This window comes from Micromonospora sp. NPDC006766, assembly GCF_040636055.1.
In the GTDB taxonomy this organism is placed as follows: domain Bacteria; phylum Actinomycetota; class Actinomycetes; order Mycobacteriales; family Micromonosporaceae; genus Micromonospora.
This window is the reverse complement of sequence record NZ_JBEYIX010000029.1, coordinates 1-19295: the sequence shown is the minus strand read 5'-3', so window position 1 is coordinate 19295 and position 19295 is coordinate 1. Positions and strand designations below refer to the sequence as shown.

20 protein-coding genes are annotated in these 19295 nt (G+C 72.6%); 7 read left to right on the top strand and 13 right to left on the bottom strand.

Annotation, left to right across the window (positions count from 1 at the left end; all coding sequences use genetic code 11):
• Positions 1-6: 6 nt before the first annotated feature.
• Positions 7-228, bottom strand: coding sequence for a zinc ribbon domain-containing protein (locus tag ABZ671_RS21735; RefSeq protein ID WP_357860912.1), 222 nt, complete (start codon positions 226-228; stop codon positions 7-9).
• Between the two features lie 56 nt (positions 229-284).
• Here ABZ671_RS21735 and ABZ671_RS21730 point away from each other — a divergent pair, with 56 nt between their 5' ends.
• Together ABZ671_RS21730 and ABZ671_RS21725 are read left to right on the top strand one after the other, a co-directional pair.
• A complete protein-coding gene (locus tag ABZ671_RS21730) occupies positions 285-1424 on the top strand; it encodes a lytic murein transglycosylase (protein ID WP_357860909.1) in 1140 nt (379 codons plus the stop codon).
• Between the two features lie 72 nt (positions 1425-1496).
• Positions 1497-2513 (top strand): GNAT family N-acetyltransferase, encoded by a 1017-nt coding sequence (locus ABZ671_RS21725; protein WP_357861034.1) that lies wholly within the window; start codon positions 1497-1499, stop codon positions 2511-2513.
• An 18-nt stretch (positions 2514-2531) separates the two neighbouring features.
• Here ABZ671_RS21725 and ABZ671_RS21720 read toward each other — a convergent pair whose 3' ends face one another.
• The 6 genes from ABZ671_RS21720 to ABZ671_RS21695 all read right to left on the bottom strand — a co-directional run bounded on the left by ABZ671_RS21720 (position 2532) and on the right by ABZ671_RS21695 (position 9267).
• A complete protein-coding gene (locus ABZ671_RS21720) occupies positions 2532-3083 on the bottom strand; it encodes a helix-turn-helix transcriptional regulator (RefSeq protein WP_357860906.1) in 552 nt (183 codons plus the stop codon).
• A gap of 517 nt (positions 3084-3600) precedes the next feature.
• On the bottom strand, positions 3601-4584 hold the full coding sequence (gene hemB / locus ABZ671_RS21715) for a porphobilinogen synthase (RefSeq protein ID WP_357860903.1): 984 nt from the start codon (positions 4582-4584) through the stop codon (positions 3601-3603).
• Positions 4585-4596: 12 nt separating this feature from the next.
• The gene (locus ABZ671_RS21710) at positions 4597-6177 is read right to left on the bottom strand and encodes a uroporphyrinogen-III synthase (RefSeq protein ID WP_357860900.1); all 1581 of its coding nucleotides are present in this window, start codon (positions 6175-6177) and stop codon (positions 4597-4599) included.
• Positions 6174-7142, bottom strand: coding sequence for a hydroxymethylbilane synthase (hemC, locus tag ABZ671_RS21705; protein WP_357860897.1), 969 nt, complete (start codon positions 7140-7142; stop codon positions 6174-6176). The genes ABZ671_RS21710 and hemC overlap by 4 nt, the downstream gene beginning before the upstream one ends.
• On the bottom strand, positions 7139-8500 hold the full coding sequence (locus tag ABZ671_RS21700) for a glutamyl-tRNA reductase (protein WP_357860894.1): 1362 nt from the start codon (positions 8498-8500) through the stop codon (positions 7139-7141). Before ABZ671_RS21700 ends, hemC begins: the two co-directional genes overlap by 4 nt.
• Complete coding sequence (locus ABZ671_RS21695) at positions 8497-9267, bottom strand: redox-sensing transcriptional repressor Rex (protein ID WP_357860891.1); 771 nt, start codon at positions 9265-9267, stop codon at positions 8497-8499. Before ABZ671_RS21695 ends, ABZ671_RS21700 begins: the two co-directional genes overlap by 4 nt.
• 385 nt (positions 9268-9652) lie before the next feature.
• Here ABZ671_RS21695 and ABZ671_RS21690 point away from each other — a divergent pair, with 385 nt between their 5' ends.
• Complete coding sequence (locus tag ABZ671_RS21690) at positions 9653-10957, top strand: sensor domain-containing protein (protein ID WP_357860888.1); 1305 nt, start codon at positions 9653-9655, stop codon at positions 10955-10957.
• Positions 10958-10998: 41 nt separating this feature from the next.
• Positions 10999-11655 carry a response regulator transcription factor gene (locus ABZ671_RS21685; RefSeq protein WP_357861031.1) on the top strand — a complete coding sequence of 219 codons (657 nt, stop codon included), beginning with the start codon at positions 10999-11001 and terminating at the stop codon, positions 11653-11655.
• 21 nt (positions 11656-11676) lie between these two features.
• On the opposite strand, the gene ABZ671_RS21680 is transcribed toward ABZ671_RS21685, so the two are convergent.
• Both ABZ671_RS21680 and ABZ671_RS21675 read right to left on the bottom strand, forming a co-directional pair.
• Positions 11677-12327: an HAD hydrolase-like protein gene (locus tag ABZ671_RS21680; RefSeq protein WP_357860885.1), complete on the bottom strand. Its 651-nt coding sequence runs from the start codon at positions 12325-12327 to the stop codon at positions 11677-11679.
• A gap of 20 nt (positions 12328-12347) precedes the next feature.
• Entirely contained in the window at positions 12348-12602 is a 255-nt protein-coding gene (locus tag ABZ671_RS21675; protein ID WP_357551655.1) for a glutaredoxin family protein, read from the bottom strand.
• Positions 12603-13107: 505 nt separating this feature from the next.
• On the opposite strand from ABZ671_RS21675, the gene ABZ671_RS21670 reads away from it, so the two are divergent.
• The 3 genes from ABZ671_RS21670 (at position 13108) to ABZ671_RS21660 (ending at position 16211) form a co-directional block, all read left to right on the top strand.
• The gene (locus ABZ671_RS21670) at positions 13108-14121 is read left to right on the top strand and encodes an ECF subfamily RNA polymerase sigma factor, BldN family (RefSeq protein WP_357860881.1); all 1014 of its coding nucleotides are present in this window, start codon (positions 13108-13110) and stop codon (positions 14119-14121) included.
• 299 nt (positions 14122-14420) lie between these two features.
• The gene (locus ABZ671_RS21665) at positions 14421-15290 is read left to right on the top strand and encodes a DUF5667 domain-containing protein (protein ID WP_357860878.1); all 870 of its coding nucleotides are present in this window, start codon (positions 14421-14423) and stop codon (positions 15288-15290) included.
• Between the two features lie 108 nt (positions 15291-15398).
• Positions 15399-16211 carry an HAD-IB family hydrolase gene (locus ABZ671_RS21660; protein WP_357860875.1) on the top strand — a complete coding sequence of 271 codons (813 nt, stop codon included), beginning with the start codon at positions 15399-15401 and terminating at the stop codon, positions 16209-16211.
• Between the two features lie 3 nt (positions 16212-16214).
• Here the strand turns inward: ABZ671_RS21660 and ABZ671_RS21655 are convergent, their stop codons facing one another.
• The 4 genes from ABZ671_RS21655 to ABZ671_RS21640 form a co-directional block, all read right to left on the bottom strand.
• On the bottom strand, positions 16215-17090 hold the full coding sequence (locus ABZ671_RS21655; protein ID WP_357861028.1) for a lysophospholipid acyltransferase family protein: 876 nt from the start codon (positions 17088-17090) through the stop codon (positions 16215-16217).
• Between the two features lie 128 nt (positions 17091-17218).
• The gene (locus tag ABZ671_RS21650; protein ID WP_357861025.1) at positions 17219-18292 is read right to left on the bottom strand and encodes an NAD-dependent epimerase/dehydratase family protein; all 1074 of its coding nucleotides are present in this window, start codon (positions 18290-18292) and stop codon (positions 17219-17221) included.
• A 120-nt stretch (positions 18293-18412) separates the two neighbouring features.
• Positions 18413-18514 (bottom strand): AURKAIP1/COX24 domain-containing protein, encoded by a 102-nt coding sequence (locus ABZ671_RS21645; RefSeq protein ID WP_007465623.1) that lies wholly within the window; start codon positions 18512-18514, stop codon positions 18413-18415.
• Positions 18515-18734: 220 nt separating this feature from the next.
• The gene (locus tag ABZ671_RS21640) at positions 18735-18944 is read right to left on the bottom strand and encodes a helix-turn-helix domain-containing protein (RefSeq protein WP_089005106.1); all 210 of its coding nucleotides are present in this window, start codon (positions 18942-18944) and stop codon (positions 18735-18737) included.
• Positions 18945-19295: the final 351 nt, after the last annotated feature.

Here is a 19295-nt window from a genome sequence, read left to right as displayed (position 1 = left end):
GCGGCGTCAGCAGCCGCAGGCACCGCCGCAGCAGCCGCCTCCGGTCGGGGCGGTCGCCCCGCCGGCCCGACCGGCGCCACCCCGACCGGTGACCGCGACGGTGGAGAGCAGTTTCACGGTGTCGGTGTGGCCCTGCGGGCAGGACGCCGGCTGGCCGGCCTCGGCCATCGGCCGGTTGACCTCGAAGGTGTCTCCGCAGGCGCGGCAGCGAAACTCGTACCGGGGCATGCCACCAGGGTACGGCCGGGCCGGACGCGACGGCAGGTGTGGGTAATACTCGACGGGTGGTGGACGGCAAAGAACGATTGACGGTTCGGCCCCTACGACCGGCCGTGCCACCTGACAGCGGTGGCGGGCCGCCGCTGGTCCCCCGGTCCCGACCGGCCCCCGAGCCCACCACGGCCGGCGGCACGACCACTGTGGCCCCGGCACCGACCACTTCGGAGCCGGACGCGAGCGGCTCGGCGGACGGTCGACGGCGGCGGATGCCCTTCGCGCACGCGGTCCGGATTCCACCACCCCGGCAACTCGCCGTCGCCGCGGCCCGGGCCATCCGGGGCTGGTCCCGCCGTCCGGCCGGGCGAACCACCCTCGGTGGCCTCTTCCTGCTGGCCCTGGTCGCGGTCACCGTGGCGGCCGGCGCGCTGCTGGTGCCGGCTGCCGTCGGCGGCGGGGCGCGGCCGGTGGCCGTCGACGCCACCGTGACCGGGCCGGCCCACGGCGTGCCCGAGGGCGGCGCGCTGCCCGGGTCGACCGACGCCCCCACCGGGCTGCCGACCGACCCGCCGACCGGGACGCCACCGCCGGACGCCGGGCAACCGACCGGGCCGGTGGTGCCGGTGCCGACCGGTCGCCCGGCCGACGCGCTGGCCGGGTGGGCGCAGGGCATCAGCGGGAAGACCGGCATTCCGCTGGTCGCCCTACAGGCGTACGGCTACGCCGAGCTGGTGCTCAACGAAACGCAGCCGGGCTGCCGGCTCAGCTGGACCACGCTCGCCGCGATCGGCTACGTCGAGTCCCGGCATGGTTCCGCGAACGGTGCCACCCTGCGTCCGGACGGTGTCGCCGCACCCGAGATCCGCGGTGACCCGCTCGACGGGCGAGACGGCCGCGGCCTGATCCGCGACACCGACCAGGGCCGGCTCGACGGCGACACCGTCTACGACCGGGCGATCGGGCCGATGCAGTTCATCCCGAGCACGTGGCAGGAAATCGGCGCGGACGCCGACAACGACGGGATCAAGGACCCCCACAACATCAACGACGCGGCCCTGGCTGCCGGCCGCTACCTCTGCAAGGGTGGCCGGAACCTGACCGTTCCGGGTGACTGGTGGGGTGCCATCCTCTCCTACAACGACGTGCGCCGGTACGCCCAGGCCGTCTTCGACAAGGCGGACGAATACGGGCGACTGAGCCGTACGTGACGTGACCGGACGCATACATTCGAGCACCGAACCCTTCCCCCGGGCAGCCGTTGGCGGCAAGCTAGACAGGTGATGGTGCGCGAGTGGGACCCGCGGAACGCGTCGTCCGCCGAGATCGCGTCGCTGCTGGACACGCTGAACGCGGTCCTGGCGGCCGACCTGCCGCAGGATCCGCCCTGGCGGGAGAGCTCGCTGCGGGAATACCTCTCCGAGGTGATGCCCGGCGAGCGGCGGATCTCCTGGATCGCCCAGGCCCAGCCGGCCGGGGACGGCATCCCGGGCGTGATCCTGGGGCACGTCAACGTGCTGCTCCTAGGCGGGATCGGGGTGCTGGAGGTGCTGGTGCACCCGGCGGCCCGGCGCACCGGCCTCGGCCGCGAGCTGGTCCGGGTGGCCGCCCGTCGGGTCTGGGACGAGGGCTTCCAGTCGATCGGCGTGGAAGTGGTCGGCGACACCCCGGCCGTGGCGTTCTACGAATCGCTCGGCTTCACCCGCGAATACGTCGAGACCCGCAGCGTGCTCGACCTGAACGCGGTGGACTGGCCGGCGCTGGCCGAGATGGCCACCGGTGTGAGCGCCGGATACCACCTGGAGTTCTGCCCGGGCGGCCCACCGGACGAGCTGATCGAGGCGTACGCGCGGGCCAAGGCCGAGGTACGCGACGTCGATGACGGCGAGCTGCGGCCCAGCTCGTACGACCCGGAGCGGCTGCGGGACAGCCTCACCACCCTGCACCGGCGGGGGATGAAGCCGTACATCGTGCTGGCCCTGCACGAGCAGACCGGCGAGGTGGCCGGGTTGACCGAGGTGGTGGTGCCGGCGCAGCACCCGACCCGGGCCGACCAGTACGACACCATCGTGGTCCGCGACCACCGCGGCTACGGCATCGACCGGGCCATCAAGGCCCGGATGCTGCTGGAGCTGCGCTCGGCCGAGCCGGAGCTGGTCGAGGTGCAGACCTGGAACGCGCAGGCCAACGAGGCCATGCTCAAGGTCAACGCGGAGCTGGGCTACCGTCCCGACCGTGAGTGGTGCGAATACGGCGTCGACGTCGCCGAGTTGGTCCACCACCTCGATCCGCCACGCTGACGCAGACCGCCGGATCGCTCAAGGTCGGTATCCACGACGGGCCAGATCGGGCGGAGGCGGGACACTCCGGTACTTGGCCACCCGCACCTCCCACTGGCTGCGCCGCCGCAGGGCGTCGCGGACCGCCCGGTCGCGGTAGAACGTCTCCGGTGGCCGGGCCAGGCCATACCGGTCGGCCCACCACTCCCCTGGCTCCGGGTCGGTGATGACGTCGAGATGGGACGGGTAGCGGCGTTCCGCCCCGTCGCGCAGGTCGCTGCGGTCGCGCATCGGCTTGAGTACCCGGCCCGACTCATCCACCACGGCGAGGCGGAAACCCGCCACGCTGATGATCCGGTGCAGCATGGCGAGGCTCGGGGTCAGCGTGCCCGCCTCGATCCGGCCGATAGTGGTCGGGTGCACCCGGGCGAACTGGGCCAGCTCACGCTGGCTGGCATCGGCACGACGGCGGATCGCCCGGACGATCCCGGCAGCGGGCCAGGGAACGTCGAAGGGCTCGGTGAGCACCGTGGGCGGTTCCACGGCTTCTTCGGGCCGGCCGGGACGTTCGGGAGTGGCAGCATCGGTCACCCCGCCACGCTCTACCCGCAGGCCGCACCGTGGCAACCCCGGCCGGCTCGGCTGTGGAAAACCGAGCACCTTGTGGACAACTTCCGGCCGCGTCAGTGGGCCGGCGGGCTCACCAAACCGGGGCACCGGCACGGAATTGATTACTCACCGTAAAGGTAACGTTGGGTAACGCCAACAGCATTACGGCCGATCACCAGCCCGCTCGATCGCCTTCCTGTAAGCCTCAAATCGGGCAGATACTCGCCTGCCGCGTCGGCGCCCAATAAGCCCTCTCCAGACTTTGCTCTGCAGCCACATACGCGTCAGACACGGAGGGTTTACTGCTGCGTGGATGGCTGCAGAGCAAAGCGAGCGGCGCGGTGGGTTGGGGACGCCGATTCAGGCACGCAGGGTGACGGTCTGCGGTGGCCTGGACCGGTGCCAGGTGGCGACCAGCGAAGGATCCCGATGCGCTGCCGGCCACGTCCGCCGCCGGGGCTGCGGCTTTCCGCGCGGCACCCGGCACGCAGCGGACAGCTCAATAGCGCTGGCGGAGCAGTTGGGCGGCCTCGACCGCCCAGTAGGTGAGGATGATCTGCGCCCCGGCCCGACGGATCGAGGTGAGCGTCTCCAGCATGATCCGCTCCCGGTCGACCCAGCCGTTCGCGGCGGCCGCCTCGACCATCGCGTACTCGCCGGAGACCTGGTATGCGGCGACCGGAACGTCCACCGCGGCCCGGACCGCCGACACCACATCGAGGTACGGCAACGCCGGCTTGACCATCACCAGGTCGGCGCCCTCGGCGACGTCCAGCTCGACCTCGCGCAGCGACTCCCGCAGGTTCGCCGGGTCCTGCTGGTAGGTGCGGCGGTCGCCGTCGAGGGCTGACTCAACGGCGTCCCGGAACGGGCCGTAGAAGGCGGAGGCGTACTTGACCGCGTACGCGAGCACCGCCACATCCTGGTGGCCGGCGGCGTCCAGCGCCCGGCGGACCACGCCGACCTGGCCGTCCATCATCCCGGACGGCCCGACCATGCCGACCCCGGCGTCGGCCTGGGCGACCGCCATCCGGGCGTAGGCCTCCAGCGTGGCGTCGTTGTCCACCGTGCCGTCCGGGGTGAGCAGCCCGCAGTGCCCGTGCGAGGTGAACTCGTCCAGGCAGAGGTCGCTCATCACCACAGTGGCGTCGCCCACCTCGGCAATGATGTCCCGGATCGCCACGTTGAGGATGCCGTCCGGGTCGAGGCCGCCGGACCCGGACTCGTCCCGCGACGCGGGCACGCCGAAGAGCATGAGCCCGCCCACCCCGGCCTGGACCGCCTCGACGGCAGCCTTGCGTAGCGAGTCCCGGGAGTGCTGGAACACTCCCGGGAGCGACGCGACGGCCCGCGGCTCGGTCAACCCTTCCTTGACGAACATCGGCAGGACCAGCTCGGCCGGGTCGACGCGAGTCTCGGAGACCAGCCGCCGCACGGCCGCGTTACGACGCAGCCGGCGGGGCCGGATCTCGGGGTATGCCACGGGAGCCTCCTGTCAGCGGAACCTCAGGGCGGTCGGCCCCTGCACCTTCGAGCCGCGGCGCTGCTTGGCCGGCATGGCGGCCAGCTTCTCGCGCAGCTCGACGGCGTAGGCGGCGAGCGCCTCCACCAGGTCGGGCACCGAGGCGTGGCCCGGCTGCACGTCGACCCGCAGGCCGAACTCCGTCGCCGTCTCCGCCGTCTTGGGCCCGATGACAGCAACAACGGTACGCGCGTGCGGCTTTCCGGCGATACCGACAAGGTTGCGCACAGTCGAGGAAGACGTGAAGAGCACGGCGTCGAAGCCGCCCGACTTGATCGCATCCCGGATCTCGGCCGGCGGCGGGGCGGCCCGGACGGTCCGGTACGCGGTCACGTCGTCGACCTCCCAGCCCCGTTCGGTGAGCCCGGCGGCCAGGGTCTCGGTGGCGATGTCGGCACGCGGCAGCAGCACCCGGCCGACCGGGTCGAGGATCTCGTCGTGCGGCGAGAACTCGGCCAGCAGGCCCTCCGAGGTCTGCTCGCCCGAGGGCACCAGCTCCGGCTGGATGCCGAACGCCCGGACCGCGTCCGCGGTGGCCTCGCCGATGCAGGCGATCTTGACACCGCCGAAGTGACGGGCGTCCAGGCCGTGCTCGGCGAACTTCTCCCAGACGGCCCGCACCGCGTTCACCGAGGTGAAGATCACCCAGGCGTACCGGCCGTCGACCAGACCCTTGATCGCCCGCTCCATCTGAGCGGGGGTACGCGGCGGCTCCACCGCGATGGTCGGCACCTCGCACGGGATCGCCCCGTACGCCCGCAGTCGGGCGCTCATCGCACCGGCCTGCTCCTTGGTCCGGGGTACGAGCACCTTCCAGCCGTACAGCGGCCGGTTCTCCCACCAGCTCAACTTGTCGCGTTCGGGGACGCCCGCACCGATGGTGAGCACGACCCGGCCGGTGAAACCGAGCGCTGCCGCGACGAAGGAGTCCACGGTCGACGTGGTGGTGTACTGCGTCTCGCCGGTGCCGTCGCCGGTCACCCCGACGCCGGTGGTGCCGTCCACCCCGGCGGCCAGCAGGCCGTCCCGGATCGCGGCCAGGTCGCCGGCGTCCACGGCGAGGGCCAGGGAGCCCCGACCGACGGCCGCGGCCAGCGCGTCGAAGTCCAGCGCCGTGACGTCCTCGACGTCGGCGGCGGTCCGCATTCCCGGCAGCGGCACGCCCGCGTAGGTGGCCACCCCCTCGGCCTGGCCGACGCCCGGAACCACCTCGAAACGCGCGGCGGTACGCGCCACCGCCTGCACCTCCCGGACCACCGAGTCGTGGCCGAACGGGTCACCGGCGACCAGGTGCACCGCGTTCTGCCCGGAGCGGGCCGCGGAGATCAGCACCTTCGCCACGTCCCCCGGCACGCCCTCGGCCGGGCTGAACTGGGCGTCGGACTTGGCCTTGGCTCGGATGTGCTCGAGCAGCGACTCGGGGATTCCCCGGTCGTACACCACCTGGTCGGCGTCGACCAGGGCGTCGTGCGCCCGGCGGGTCAGCAGGCCCGGGTCGCCGGGACCGGCCCCGACAAACGCGATACGGCCTACGGGCTTACGGGTGCGGGTCATTCTGTGCTCCCAAATTGCTGGGTCCCCGGGCCGGCGTGTCCTTCTTGGCCGAGGATCGAGTCGGCGCCGAGTTCGAGGAGTTCGGCGGCGAGTGCCTTGCCGATCTCCGCCGCGTCGGCGGGCGTTCCGGTACGGGACAACCGGAGGTCACGAGTACCGTCCGGGCTGACCACCGCACCGCGCAGGTAGATCTCCTCGCCGGCATCACCCTCGGCGAGTTCACCGTAGGCGGCGACGGGCGCGCTGCACCCGGCCTCCAGGGTGGCCAACAGCGCCCGCTCCGCGACGACCGCGGCGCGGGACGGTGCGTGGTCGAGCACCGCGAGCAGCTCGACCATGTCCTGGTCGTCGATCCGGCACTCCACGGCCAGCGCGCCCTGCGCGGGCGCGGGCAGCATCAGCATCGGATCGAGCGTCTCGGTGATCAGGTCGGTCCGGCCGAGGCGGGCGAGCCCGGCCCGGGCCAGGACGACGGCGTCGAGGTCGGCGTCCGGGCCGAGCACCCGGCCGAGGCGGGTGTCCACGTTGCCCCGGATCGGGGTGACCTCCAGCTGCATCCCGAGCGCGTGCAGTTGGGCGATGCGGCGCAGCGCGCCGGTGCCGACCCGGGCGCCGGGCGGCAGCTCGGCGAGCGTACGGCCGTCCCGGGCGACCAGCGCGTCGCGCGGGTCCTGCCGGGGCGGCACCGCGGCGATGTGCAGGCCGGGGGCGTCCGCCGTGGGCAGGTCCTTGTACGAGTGGACGGCGAAGTCGATGGTGCCGGCGGTCAGCGCGTCCCGCAGCGCGGAGACGAAGACGCCGACGCCGAGCCGGTGCACCGGGGCCGAGGACTGGTCCCCGGCGGTCAGCACCTCGACCAGCTCGACCTCGCGGCCGGTTGCCTTGGTGAGGGCCTCGGCGACGTGGCCCGACTGGGCCATCGCCAGGGCGCTGCCCCGCGTGCCAAGGCGCAGGGGGGCGGTCATCGGGCACCTCCGGTGGGTGGGGCGGTGTCAGCCAGCAATGTGATCTCTGGTTCCACCACGTCGGGCACGGTGTCGACCGGAGAGGTCTGCGGCACCTGCAGGTCGAACAGCTCGCGCAGCAGCGCCGCGTACTGGTCGCCACCGGGCTCGGCGGCGAGCTGGCGGACCCGTACGGTCGGCTGGTGCAGCAGCCGCTGCACGACCCGGTGCACGGTGCGGGCGACCTCGGCGCGCTGGTCGTCGGTGAGGTCGGGACGGCGCTGGGCCAACCGACGCAGCTCGGCCGCGACCACGTCGTCGGCGCGCCCGCGCAGGGCGGCCACGGTGGGTGCCACGTCGGCACCGCGCAGCCAGCTGAGGAACGCCTCGACCTCGTCGGCGACGATCCGGGTCACCTCGGCCGCATCGGCGGCGGCGGCGCCGTCGGCGAGGATCGCGGCCATCCGGTCGATGTCGATCACCTCGACGCCGGGCAGCTCGGCGACCCCCGCTTCGACGTCGCGCGGAACGGCCAGGTCGAGCAGGACCAGTCGGCCCCGGCCGGCGTCGCGCCGAGCCAGCGCCCGGGTCACCACGTCGCGGGTGAGGACCGGTTCCGTGGCCGCGGTGGCGGCCACTACGATGTCCACTGTGGAGAGCGCATCGACCAGTTCGGCCATCGGCACGGCATTCGCACCGTACGATTCGGCCAGCCGGACGGCCCGGTCGGCGCTGCGGTTGGTAACGGTCAGCGGCCCGGCCCCCAGCCGGGAGAGGGTGGCCAGACCGAGCGCGCCCATCGCGCCGGCGCCCACCACCATGGCGGGCCGGCCGGCCAGCTCGCCGTCGAGCAGGTCGGCGGCCAGGTCGAGCGCGGCGGTGACCACGCTCTGACCGGCCCGGTCGATGTTGGTCTCGGCGTGCGCGCGTTTGCCCACCCGCAGCGCCTGCTGCATCAGCTCGTGCAGCAGCCGGCCCGCCGAGTCGGCACCGCTGGCACCGTGGTACGCGTCCCGGAGCTGGCCGAGGATCTGGGCCTCGCCAACCACCATCGAGTCCAGCCCGGCGGCGACCCGGAAGACGTGGTTGACGGCGGCGGCGTCATAGTGCACGTACAGGTGGTTGGCGAGCGCCGCGGGCGGGCAGCCGGCCTGCTCGGCCAGGACCGCGCAGATGTCGCCGAGGCCGCCGTGGAAACCGGAGACGGCCGCGTACACCTCCACCCGGTTACAGGTGGAGACGAGCACGGCTTCGGCGACGTACGACTGGGCGACCAGCCGGTCCAGGGTGCGGGTGAGGTCGGCGGGCGGAACGGCCAGCCGCTCCAGTGTGGCGACCGGAGCGGTGCGGTACGACGCGCCGACGGCGAGCAGTTTCACGTGCCGATCGCCTCCTGGGTGTCGGTGGCCGTGAGCCCGCCCGGCAGTGCGGTGAGTGCGGATCCGCCGGTGGCGGGCAGGGCGGTCAATGAGGCCTTGCGGTGCTCGTGGAAGGAGAGGATCTGCAGCTCGATCGCGAGGTCGACCTTGCGCACGTCGACCCCCTCCGGCACCGAGAGTACGCACGGAGCGAAGTTGAGGATGCTCGTCACGCCGACGGCGACGAGCTGGTCGGCCACCGACTGGGCGGCCGGCGCCGGGGTGGCGATGACCCCTATCGAGATCAACTCGTCGGCGGCCACCCGGGGTAGCTCGTCGATGTGCCGGACGAGCAGCCCGTTGATCTCCTCGCCGATGCGGACGGGATCGGCATCGAAGAGGGCGGCGATCCGGAAGCCGCGGCTGGCGAAGCCGTCGTAGCCGGCCAGAGCGTGACCGAGATTACCCACGCCGACCAGGGCGACCGACCGGCACTGGGTGAGCCCGAGCACCGACTCGATCTGGTCGATCAGCAGGGCGACGTCGTAGCCGACCCCTCTGGTCCCGTAGGAGCCGAGGTGGGAGAGGTCCTTGCGAAGCTTCGCCGAGTTGACCCCGGCGGCGTTGGCCAGCCCCTCGCTGGAGACCGTCTCGTCGCCGGCGTCGGCGAGGGCGTGCAGGGCACGGAGGTATTCCGGAAGCCGCGCGACGGTCGCCTCGGGCAGGTCCGGGAGCGCCGGTACGGCACCGGCGCGACCGGGCGCGCCAGGGTGACGGTGCTGACTCATGAGACTCCGTGCGGTGCGATCCTCGACCAGCGTCGGTGGCCGGTCGTTTCGGGACTCCCGCTGGCGACCGAGGTTGCCGGCTGTGCTAGCAGGGCGCGTCGGAACTACAGAGTAGGCGCTTGTGAACAGGTGCACAAATCGCGATCTTGCTGGCCGGCGCCGCGCCTCCACCTGCCCCTCCACTTCACAAGATCGATAACCGCGCACCGTCGGCGCCGCTCGGTGATTATTGCTCAATCCCGACTTCTCTGACCAATCGCGCGCGCCCAGTAACGCCATGTCACCGCCCGACGTGGCGACTCTCACGCTCGGTAGGGAGAACCCCACCCCGGAGAGGCCGGTGCACGGGATGGGTACGGCGGGCTCCGACCCATAGCCTCGAAACATGACCGCCGCATCCCTGACCAATGCCCCAGCCCCCACCACCACCCCCCGAGGGCTCCTCCAGCAGCTCCTGCGCGACTCCGGCTACGTGCTGACCGGTCTGCCCCTAGCGCTGGCCGGCTTCACGCTGTCGGTGGCGGGAGTCTCACTCACCGCCGGGCTGCTGGTCACCACGCTCGGCCTCCCGGTCCTTGCCGGCACCCTGTACGCGGCCCGCGGACTGGCCGATCTCGAACGGTTCCGGCTGCCCGGGGTGCTCCACCAACCCCGGGTCCGCCCCATCTATCTGGCGGCCGAGCCCGGGTCGGGCCTCTGGCGGCGAATCCTCACGCCGCTGCGCGACGCCCAGTCCTGGCTCGACCTGCTGCACGCCTTCATCAAGCTGTTGGTGTCGCTGCCCGCCTTCGTGGTGCTGCTGGTCTGGTGGGTGGTGGCCATCGTCGGCACCCCCTACGCCGCGTACGACTGGGCCATCCCGCGTGGTCCGGACAACCAGGACCTGAGCCAGCTCCTCGGCATGGGCGACGGCGCGGGGGCACGGGTGGCCCTGAACACCGCAATCGGCCTGTTCTTCCTGCTCACCCTGCCGCTGGTGGCCCGGGGCTGCGCCCGGCTCCAGGCCAGCCTGGCCCGCTCCCTGCTGACCGGGGTGGCCGAGATGCGCAACCGGATCAGCACGCTCGAGGACCAGAAGCGGGCCGCCGCCTCCGCCGAGGCGTCCGCGCTGCGCCGGCTGGAGCGGGACATCCACGACGGCCCGCAGCAGCGCCTGGTCCGCCTCGCCATGGACCTCAGCCGGGCCCGCCAGCAGATGGCCGCCGACCCCGAGGCGGCCCGGCAGACCCTCGACGAGGCGGTCACCCAGACCCGGGAAACCCTCGACGAGCTGCGCGCCCTGTCCCGGGGAATCGCCCCGCCGATCCTGGTCGACCGGGGCCTGCCGAGCGCCCTGGCCGCCCTCGCCGCCCGTGCCCTCGTCCCCACCGAACTCGTGGTCGACGACGACCTGGGTACGCCCGAGGGACGGCTCGACCCGGCGGTGGAGACCACCGCGTACTTCGTGGTGGCCGAGGCGCTGACCAACGTCTCCAAGCACAGCCGGGCCGCCGCCTGCCGCGTGGAGGTGACCCGCCGGGTGGGCCGGCTGGAGATCAGCGTGGCGGACGACGGGGTGGGCGGCGCCCACCTGGCCAAGGGGCACGGGCTGAGCGGGATCGCCGACCGGGTCCGGGCGGTCGGCGGAGTGCTCGACGTCACCAGCCCGACCGGCGGCCCCACCGTGATCCGCGTCGAACTTCCCCGCTGAGGGGCAGGCCGATGACCGAGGACGTGGTAGACACCGGACCCATGCGGGTGATTGTCGCGGACGATGCCGTACTGCTCCGGGAGGGGCTGATCCGGCTGCTGACCGAGTCGGGACACGAGGTGGTGGCCGCCGTCGGAGATGGGGACGCCCTGGTCGAGGCGGTGGTGACGCACCGGCCGGACGTCTCGGTGGTGGACGTACGGATGCCGCCCTCGCACACCGACGAGGGGCTCCGCGCCGCCGTGGAGGCCCGTCGACGGGTGCCCCGTACGCCGGTCCTGGTGCTCTCCCAGTATGTCGAGGTGTCGTATGCGGACGACCTGCTCGCCACCACCGGCGGGGCCGGCGGCGGGATCGGCTACCTGCTGAAGGACCGGGTGGCCGCGATCGACGAGTTCCTGGACGCGCTGAACCGGGTGGCCGCCGGCGGGACGGTGCTCGACCCGGAGGTGATCGGCCAGTTGCTGGTCCGACGCCGACGTGACGACCCGCTGACCGCGCTGACCCCGCGGGAGCGGGAGGTGCTGGCCCTGATGGCCGAGGGCCGCTCCAACACCGCCATCGCGCGAGCGCTCGTGATCAGCGACGGCGCCGTCGAGAAGCACGTCCGCAACATCTTCACCAAGCTCGACCTCCCCCCGGACGCCACAACCCACCACCGCCGAGTCCTAGCCGTCCTAACCCACCTCCGCGCCTAGGTGAGGGTGGGGGCGGAGCGGTCAGGGGAGGGTGCGGGCCAGGGTGACCGCTTCGGTGAGGGTGTCGGCGACTGGGTGGTGGGAGGCGCGGAGGCGGGCCGGGTCGGAGAGGCCGCCGGCGTAGAGGACGCAGCGGGCGCCGACCGAGAGCGCGGCGTCGGCATCGTCGAGCGAGTCGCCGATCAGCATCACCTCGCGGCCGGCGAGCCCCAGCTCGGCCAGGTGCTTCTCCAGCCACTCGGCCTTGTGTCCGCCGCCCACCTCGGCCCGCAGCCCGTCCACCCGGGTGAAGTGCGGGGTCAGCCCGTACGTCCGCACCGTCGGCACCAGCTCGTCGTGGAACCACATGGACAGCAGCGACTGGCTGCCCGGCCAGGCGGCGATCGCCGCGGTCGCGTCGGCGGCCAACGCGCAGTCGGTCAGCCCGGCCCGGTACGCGTCGTGGAAGATTCGGTCGAGCCGACCGAACGCCTCCTCGTCGATCGCCCGGCCGATCATCTCGGCGTAGTAGTCGACGATCGGCCGGCGGAACCGCATCCGATGCTCGTCGGCGGTGACCGCCGGGCCGCCGGCGCTGGCGAAGGCGATGTTGGTGGCCCGCACCACCAGGTCGAGGTCGTCGAGAAGGGTGCCGTTCCAGTCCCACACCAGGTGGCGGCGAGCAGAGGTCATCCCTGCACGATAGGGGCGGGTCAGAGCTGCGGGGTGGTCAGGTCCCGCAGCAGCCGGTCCTCCTCGACCCGCCAGTAACCGTGCTCCTTGCCGTCCAACAGCACCACCGGCAGCCGGTCGCCGTACTCGCGCTCCAACTCGATGTCGTCGGTGACGTCCTTCTCGATCCAGCGGTCGCCGGTGACCGCCACCACCCGGTCGAGCGCCGCCTTCGCGTCCTCGCACAGGTGACAGCCGGGCCGGGTGATCAGGGTGAGCCGGGCGTCACTGGACATCGGTTACCTGCCTCCTGATAGTGCTTCGGATGTCTCACTCTCCGTCCGGTCAGGTTACGCGCGGGCAGGCGGCTCGGAGCACGGCGCGGTAGGTGCCCACGGCCCGCCCCCGCGACACGCCGAAAGCCACGGAATTCGCTCCGACCAGGAGTTCCACTCAAGACCCGGTGCCCAACGCGAAAGTCAACCGCACGCGACGGACAACCGGTCCGCCACGGGTGCGACGCAGCGGGAAATACTTCCGCTCTGTGTAACGGACTTGCCACCTACGGGTGACGTTGGCCCCTATCATCACTCGGGTTGGCTCACCCCATTTGCCGTGAGTCGACACCCCTCAGCCCGAGGAGGCCCCCATGCCTGTGAGCGCATTGGACCAGCACCTCAAGGGGATCTGCCGCCCGCCGGCACGTCCCGGAACGGCCCTGCCCGGCCGAGGCGTACGCGGTCTCGCCGCGACGCCACGACGGCCGGTGCGGTCGTGCCCCGCCTGGATCGGGGAGGCGCGGTGACCACCTTCGGTTACGCGGACCGGCCGGCCGGCATGACCGGCCCGACCCAGCGAACACCGGTCAACGAACGAGTCGAGTCCGGCGCCTCCGGCGAGGGCACGTGGGGCCCGGCGGTGCGGGGTGAGGGGGCCCGACGAGTCCGCAACCGCACGCACCACAACGAGGCGCCGCCACGACCGGTGGTGCCCGGCAGCAACGCGAAGCCGGCCACCAGCCGGCTCGGCACCCAGTCCCGGCCGACCGCGCCAGCGCAGGGTCGGCGCGGCGGCGACGGTCCAACGGCCATCGACCCGTCGGCCGGCGACACCGCCGTGCTCCCGGCGGTGCCCGCCGGCGACACCGCCGTGCTCCCGGTGGTGCCGGCCGCCGACACCGCGATCCTGCCAGCGGTGCCCGCCGCCGCGACCCCGACCACCGGCTACCCGAGCCGCCCCGATCCGTCCGATCCGGCGACGGAGGTGTGGACGCTGGTCGAGCGGGCGCAGGCCGGCGAGGCCGAGGCGTTCGGTCTGCTCTACGACCGGTACGTCGACACGGTCTTTCGGTTCGTCTACTTCCGGGTCGGCAACCGTCAGCTCGCCGAGGACCTCACCTCCGACACCTTCCTCCGGGCGCTCAAGCGAATCGGCAGCGTCACCTGGCAGGGGCGCGACCTGGGTGCCTGGCTGGTCACCATCGCCCGCAACCTGGTCGCCGATCACTTCAAGTCGGGACGGTACCGGCTGGAGGTCACCACCGGCGACGTGCTCGACGCCGACCGGGAGGACCGGGGGCCGGAGGGCAGCCCGGAAGCGGCCGTGGTCGAGCACATCACCAACGTCGCGCTGCTCAGCGCAGTCAAGCAGCTCAACCCGGAGCAGCAGGAGTGCATCGTGCTCCGCTTTCTCCAGGGCTTCTCGGTCGCCGAGACGGCCCGCGCGATGGGCAAGAACGAGGGCGCCATCAAGGCGTTGCAGTACCGGGCGGTCCGGGCCCTGGCCCGGTTACTGCCCGACGGTTTCCAACCCTGACCCCCAGCCCATGCCCGACCCCGGTGCCGCTCGGTGACACGCCGGGGGCGGGCGGACGCTTGCGTCCGACCCCGATGGCGGCGATCACGCTTGGTGATTCATCGCCCCCGGCCCCGTAACCGGCGACCGGCGCGGTCCGTTTCTCCGGGTGCGACCAGTGGTTGTCCCGGCGTCCCCCGGGCCACCCGGTCCGGCGGGCATGGTCGGCCGTCTCGGTCGACCGTCGCGTCACGCTGCCACCGGTCGCTGGTGACGACGACGGCCGAGGAGGCCGTCACCAGCGAGAGGGGGTGCCTACGGTGGACAGTGACCTCTTCTCCCGTCGGCGTGCCGAGCGCTTCGCGCAGCTCCTCGACGAGGCCAACGGCGGCCGGCGGCACCACGTCCGTTCCCGAGCCGATGACGAACTCGCCGCGCTCGTCGTGGTGGGTCAGCGGCTCGTCGCCGACCGGCCGGCCGTCGAGGTCGATGCGAACTTCCGCACCGGGCTGCGCGCGATGCTGGTCGCCGCCGCCGAACGGCAGAGCGCCGACACGCTGGCCAAACCGGACACCGCCCCGGCGGGCGCCGGCGTACGCGGGTCGCTGCTACCGGCCGTGACCGGCCGGCGGGCCCGCGCCCGGGGCGCGATCCTGGTCGGGGTGGCCGCCGGAGCGGTCGCGCTCTCCGGCATCTCCGCCGCCAGCGAAAACGCGCTCCCCGGCGACGCGCTCTACGGCATGAAGCGCTCCACCGAGCGGGCCCAGCTCGCCCTGGCCAGCTCGGATCTCAGCCGGGGTCAGCTCTTCCTCGACTTCGCTCGGACCCGATTCGACGAGGCGGCCACGGTGCGCGGCGACCGGGCCAGGCTCAGTGCCGTCCTGGACGACATGGACGCCGACACCCGACAGGGCGTACGCCTGCTGGCCACTGTGGCCGCGCAGCGCTCCGATCCGGCTGGGTTGAACGCGATCGACGCGTTCCTCGTCAGCCAACAGCAGGCGGTCCGCGGGCTGCTTCACCGGGCCGACCACGTCGAGCGGGATCGCGCCCACCGGTCGCTGGCCCTCCTAGACGACGCGAGCAGCCGCGCCGCCGGGATCCGCGCCGCCATCGCCTGCGGACTGCCGGCACCGTCGGCCAGCGATTCCCTCGGCCCGACCCCGGACGTCTGCCCCGACGAGCGCTGACCGCCCGCCGGGCACCCCACACTCCTCGTCGCGAGCAGCCGCCCGTTACCCGACGCCGGCTACGCTCGCCAACGGGGGATACGCGGTTGTCGAGGGGAGGAGGTCGCCATGGCCCGGATCGTGGCGGCCTCGACGCCCGGTTCCGCCACCGCCGCCGCCTTCTTCGACGTGGACAACACGATGATGCAGGGCGCATCGATCTACTGGTTCGCCCGGGGGCTGGCGGCCCGGAAATATTTCACCACCGGCGACCTGGCCCGCTTCGCCTGGCAGCAGGCCCGGTTCCGGCTGTTCGCCACCGAACGCGTCGGGGACATGTCGCAGGCCAAGGAGGCGGCGCTCGCCTTCATCAACGGCTGGCGGGTCGAGGACGTGGAGCGGCTGGCGGAAGAGATCTTCGACGAGCTGATGGCCCCGCGGATCTGGGCCGGCACCCGCGGGCTGGCGCAGCGGCACCTGGACGCGGGTGAACGGGTGTGGCTGGTCAGCGCCGCCCCGGTGGAGATCGGGCGGGTGATCGCGGCCCGGCTCGGGCTGACCGGAGCGATCGGCACGGTCGCCGAGGTGGCTGACGGGACGTACACCGGCCGGCTGGTCGGCGATCTCATGCACGGGCCGGCCAAGGCCGAGGCGGTGGCCCAGCTTGCCGCGGTCGAGGGGCTGGACCTACGCCGCTGCGCCGCCTACAGCGACTCCGTCAACGACCTGCCGATGCTTTCCGTCGTGGGTCGCCCGGTGGCGGTCAACCCCGATCCGGCGCTGCTGCGGCAGGCCCGCCGGCTCGGCTGGGACGTCCGCGACTTCCGCACCGGACGCCGGGCGGTCCGGATCGCCGTACCGTCGACGGCCGCCGCCGGGTTGCTCGCCGGCGCGGTCACCGCCGGTCTGGCGCTGCACCGCCGCCGTCACCGCGCTGGCTGATGGTCAGGGGCCGAACGGGTCCGGACGGCGTTCGAGCAGTTCGTGCAGGGTCTGCTGGATCGTCTCGCGCACCTGGTCGGCGAGGTTGAACACGACCAGCGGGTCGTCCGCCGAGTCGCGCAGGTGCGCGGTCGGAATCGGCGGGCAGAACTCGATCAGCCATTTGCTCGGCAGCGGCAGCATGCCCAGCGGCCCCAGCCAGGGGAAGGTCGGCGTGATCGGAAAGTAGGGCAGCTTGAGCAGCCGGGCGAGCGGCTTGATGTCGGCGAGCATCGGGTAGATCTCCTCGCCGCCGACGATCGCCACCGGCACGATCGGCGTGCCGGTGCGCAGCGCCGCCGACACGAAGCCGCCCCGACCGAACCGCTGAAGCTTGTAGCGGTCGGAGTAAAGCTTGCCGACCCCCTTGAACCCCTCCGGGAAGACGCCGACCAGCTCGCCGTTGCCGAGCAGCCGCTCCGCATCCGGGTTGCAGGCCACCGTCCCGCCGGTCTTGCGGGCGAGCTCGGAAACCATCGGCATCCGGAAGACCAGGTCGGCGCCGAGCAGCCGCAGGTAGCGGTGCGCGGGGTGCCGGTCGTGCAGCGCGGTGGCGAGGACCAGCGCGTCCAGCGCCACCGTGCCGGAGTGGTTGCCGACCACCAGGCCGGGCCCGGACTCCGGCACGTGCTCCACTCCGCTGACCTCGGTGCGGAACCAGTCCCGGTAGAGCAGCCGGATCAGCGGGTGGAAGACCGCCTCGGTCAACTCCGGGTCGAAGCCGAACTCGTCCACCTCGTAGTCGCCGGCGAGCCGTCGCCGCAGGAAGGCGAGGCCGCTGGCGACCTTGCGGTCCCAGGGGTCTCCGGGCTGGTCGGCCACGACCGGCGCGGGCGGCACGGGAGTGGCGTCGGTCTCCGGCGTCACCGCCGTGCGCCGATGTCCGTTGCGCCGCGCCGGCTCCGCGTCCGGACCGGGCACGGCCAGCGGTACGCCGTAGCGGGCCTCACCCCGCTCGTCGGCCCCGCTCACGACCGCTCCCGTACGGCGGCCCGCACCTGCCGGATGCCCGCCAGCACCAACTGCTCGGCCGCGGCGAGCTGCTCCGCGGTCACCACCGCACCGCCGTGGTGGGCGTGGAGGAAGTCGTCGAAGGCGGCGGCCGTCGAACGGGGTGTGAAGCCGAACTCCCGTTCGAGCCGGGTGGTGTCCACCACCCGACCGTGCACGAAGAGGTCGACCTGGTCCAGCCCGTACCGGCCGAAGCCCAGGCTCCGGGCGATCGCGGCGGCACCGGAGAACCCCGGCTCCAGCACCGGCACGGCCACCCGACCGGCCCGTCGGATCGCCTGCGACAGGGAAAGCACCCCCGGCCCGGCGACGTTGTACGTCCCCGGGTGGTCCTCGGCGATCGCTCGGTGCAGGACCTCCAGGGCGTCGTCGAAGTGGACGAACTGGAGCCGCGGGTCTCGGCCGAAGACGGTGGGCACCACCGGCTGGGAGAAGTAGCGGGTGAGCGTGGTGTCGGCGGTGGAGCCGATGAACGGCGCGAAGCGCAGCACGGTCGCGGTGACGTCGGGGCGGCGGCGACGGAAGCCGCGGACGTACCCCTCGATGTCGAGGATGTCCCGGCCGAATCCGCCGCGCGGCACCTCGCGTGGCTCGGTCTCCTCGGTGAAGACGGCCGGGTCACGGAACGACACCCCGTACGCGGCGGTCGAGGACCGGACCACCAACTTGCGCAGCCTCGGCACGCGCTGGCAGGCGGCGAGCAGCTGCATGGTGCCGATGACGTTCTGTTCCTTCATCGCCGCCCGACCGCCGTGCTGCGGGTCGGGCGCGCTGACCAGCGCCAGGTGCACCACCGCGTCGACGTCGAGGTCGACGAGCAGGCCGCCGAGCGAGTCGAGGTCGAGGCGGATCCGCTCGACCCCGTCGAGCAGGTCGGCCAACTCGGGGACGGGAGCCGCCGCATCGACCCCGATGACGCGCTCGATGCGGGGGTCGGCGGCGAGGCGGGCGGCGACGTGCGCGCCGAGGTAGCGACCGACCCCGGTCACGACGACAACCCCCGGAGCACCGAGGGTGCCTCCGGGGGTCATGTCGCGCGCCTTGCCCGGCAGGCAGGACCGAGCCGGGACAGCCACGGCCTGATCACCTGAGCCTCCGAGGGTCGACAGATGGCAAGTGATGCCGGGTGCCGGGCCGGAGCCCGGCCCCGGTCACTTGCCGAGACGGCGACGCTGGACGCGGGTCTTGCGCAGCAGCTTGCGGTGCTTCTTCTTAGCCATGCGCTTGCGGCGCTTCTTGACCACCGAGCCCATACGACAGCCTTTCGATGCAACGTGCGGGGCGGACCGGGTGACACCACCTCGGGTGATGCCGGTGACCGCTTGCGGACAACGGACCGGACCAGCGTGGTGGGCAGGGCGCACCGGTGTGCGGTCACGATCGGAGTCCAGGGTAGCGGGAGCGTATCAGCAGGACCAACGCGACCCCGTCGATGCCCGTTACGTCGCACTCGACGGCCTGGCCGGCGGCCGGTCAGGCGGTCTCCTGGAACGCGCCCCGGAGGTATTCGTGCACGGCGTGCTCGGGCACCCGGAACGACCGGCCGACCCGCACCGCGGTCAGCTCACCGCTGTGCACGAGACGGTAGACCGTCATCTTGGACACCCGCATGACCGTCGCCACCTCGGCGACGGTCAGGAACCTGACATCCGACAGCCGACCGTCGGACTGCGACCCGGCCATGGCTCACCGACCCAATCCCATGCCCGGCGCGTGCCGCCGGGCGGGTTGCTTCCGCCACGACGAGCGACGCGCGTGTTACCAGTACGGTAGCGGGACGGCTGTGACCGGCGCGATCCCTTCTTGCGATTGATCATGGAACGGGCGCCGCCTTCCCGCGCTTGACCTGGCGTTTTTCACCCTCAAGGGCGCTACGCCCGATTCTGGGAGCGCGCCCACGGCAAGCCGCTCGGCAGCCCTGCGGTCGTGGAAGGGGTCCGCTTCGAGGTGGAAAAGTTCGTCAAGTCGGTCGAGTTCGTCATCACCGCGATGGACATCTCGATCTGCTTCGCCGACTTTCCGACGCCCAAGATC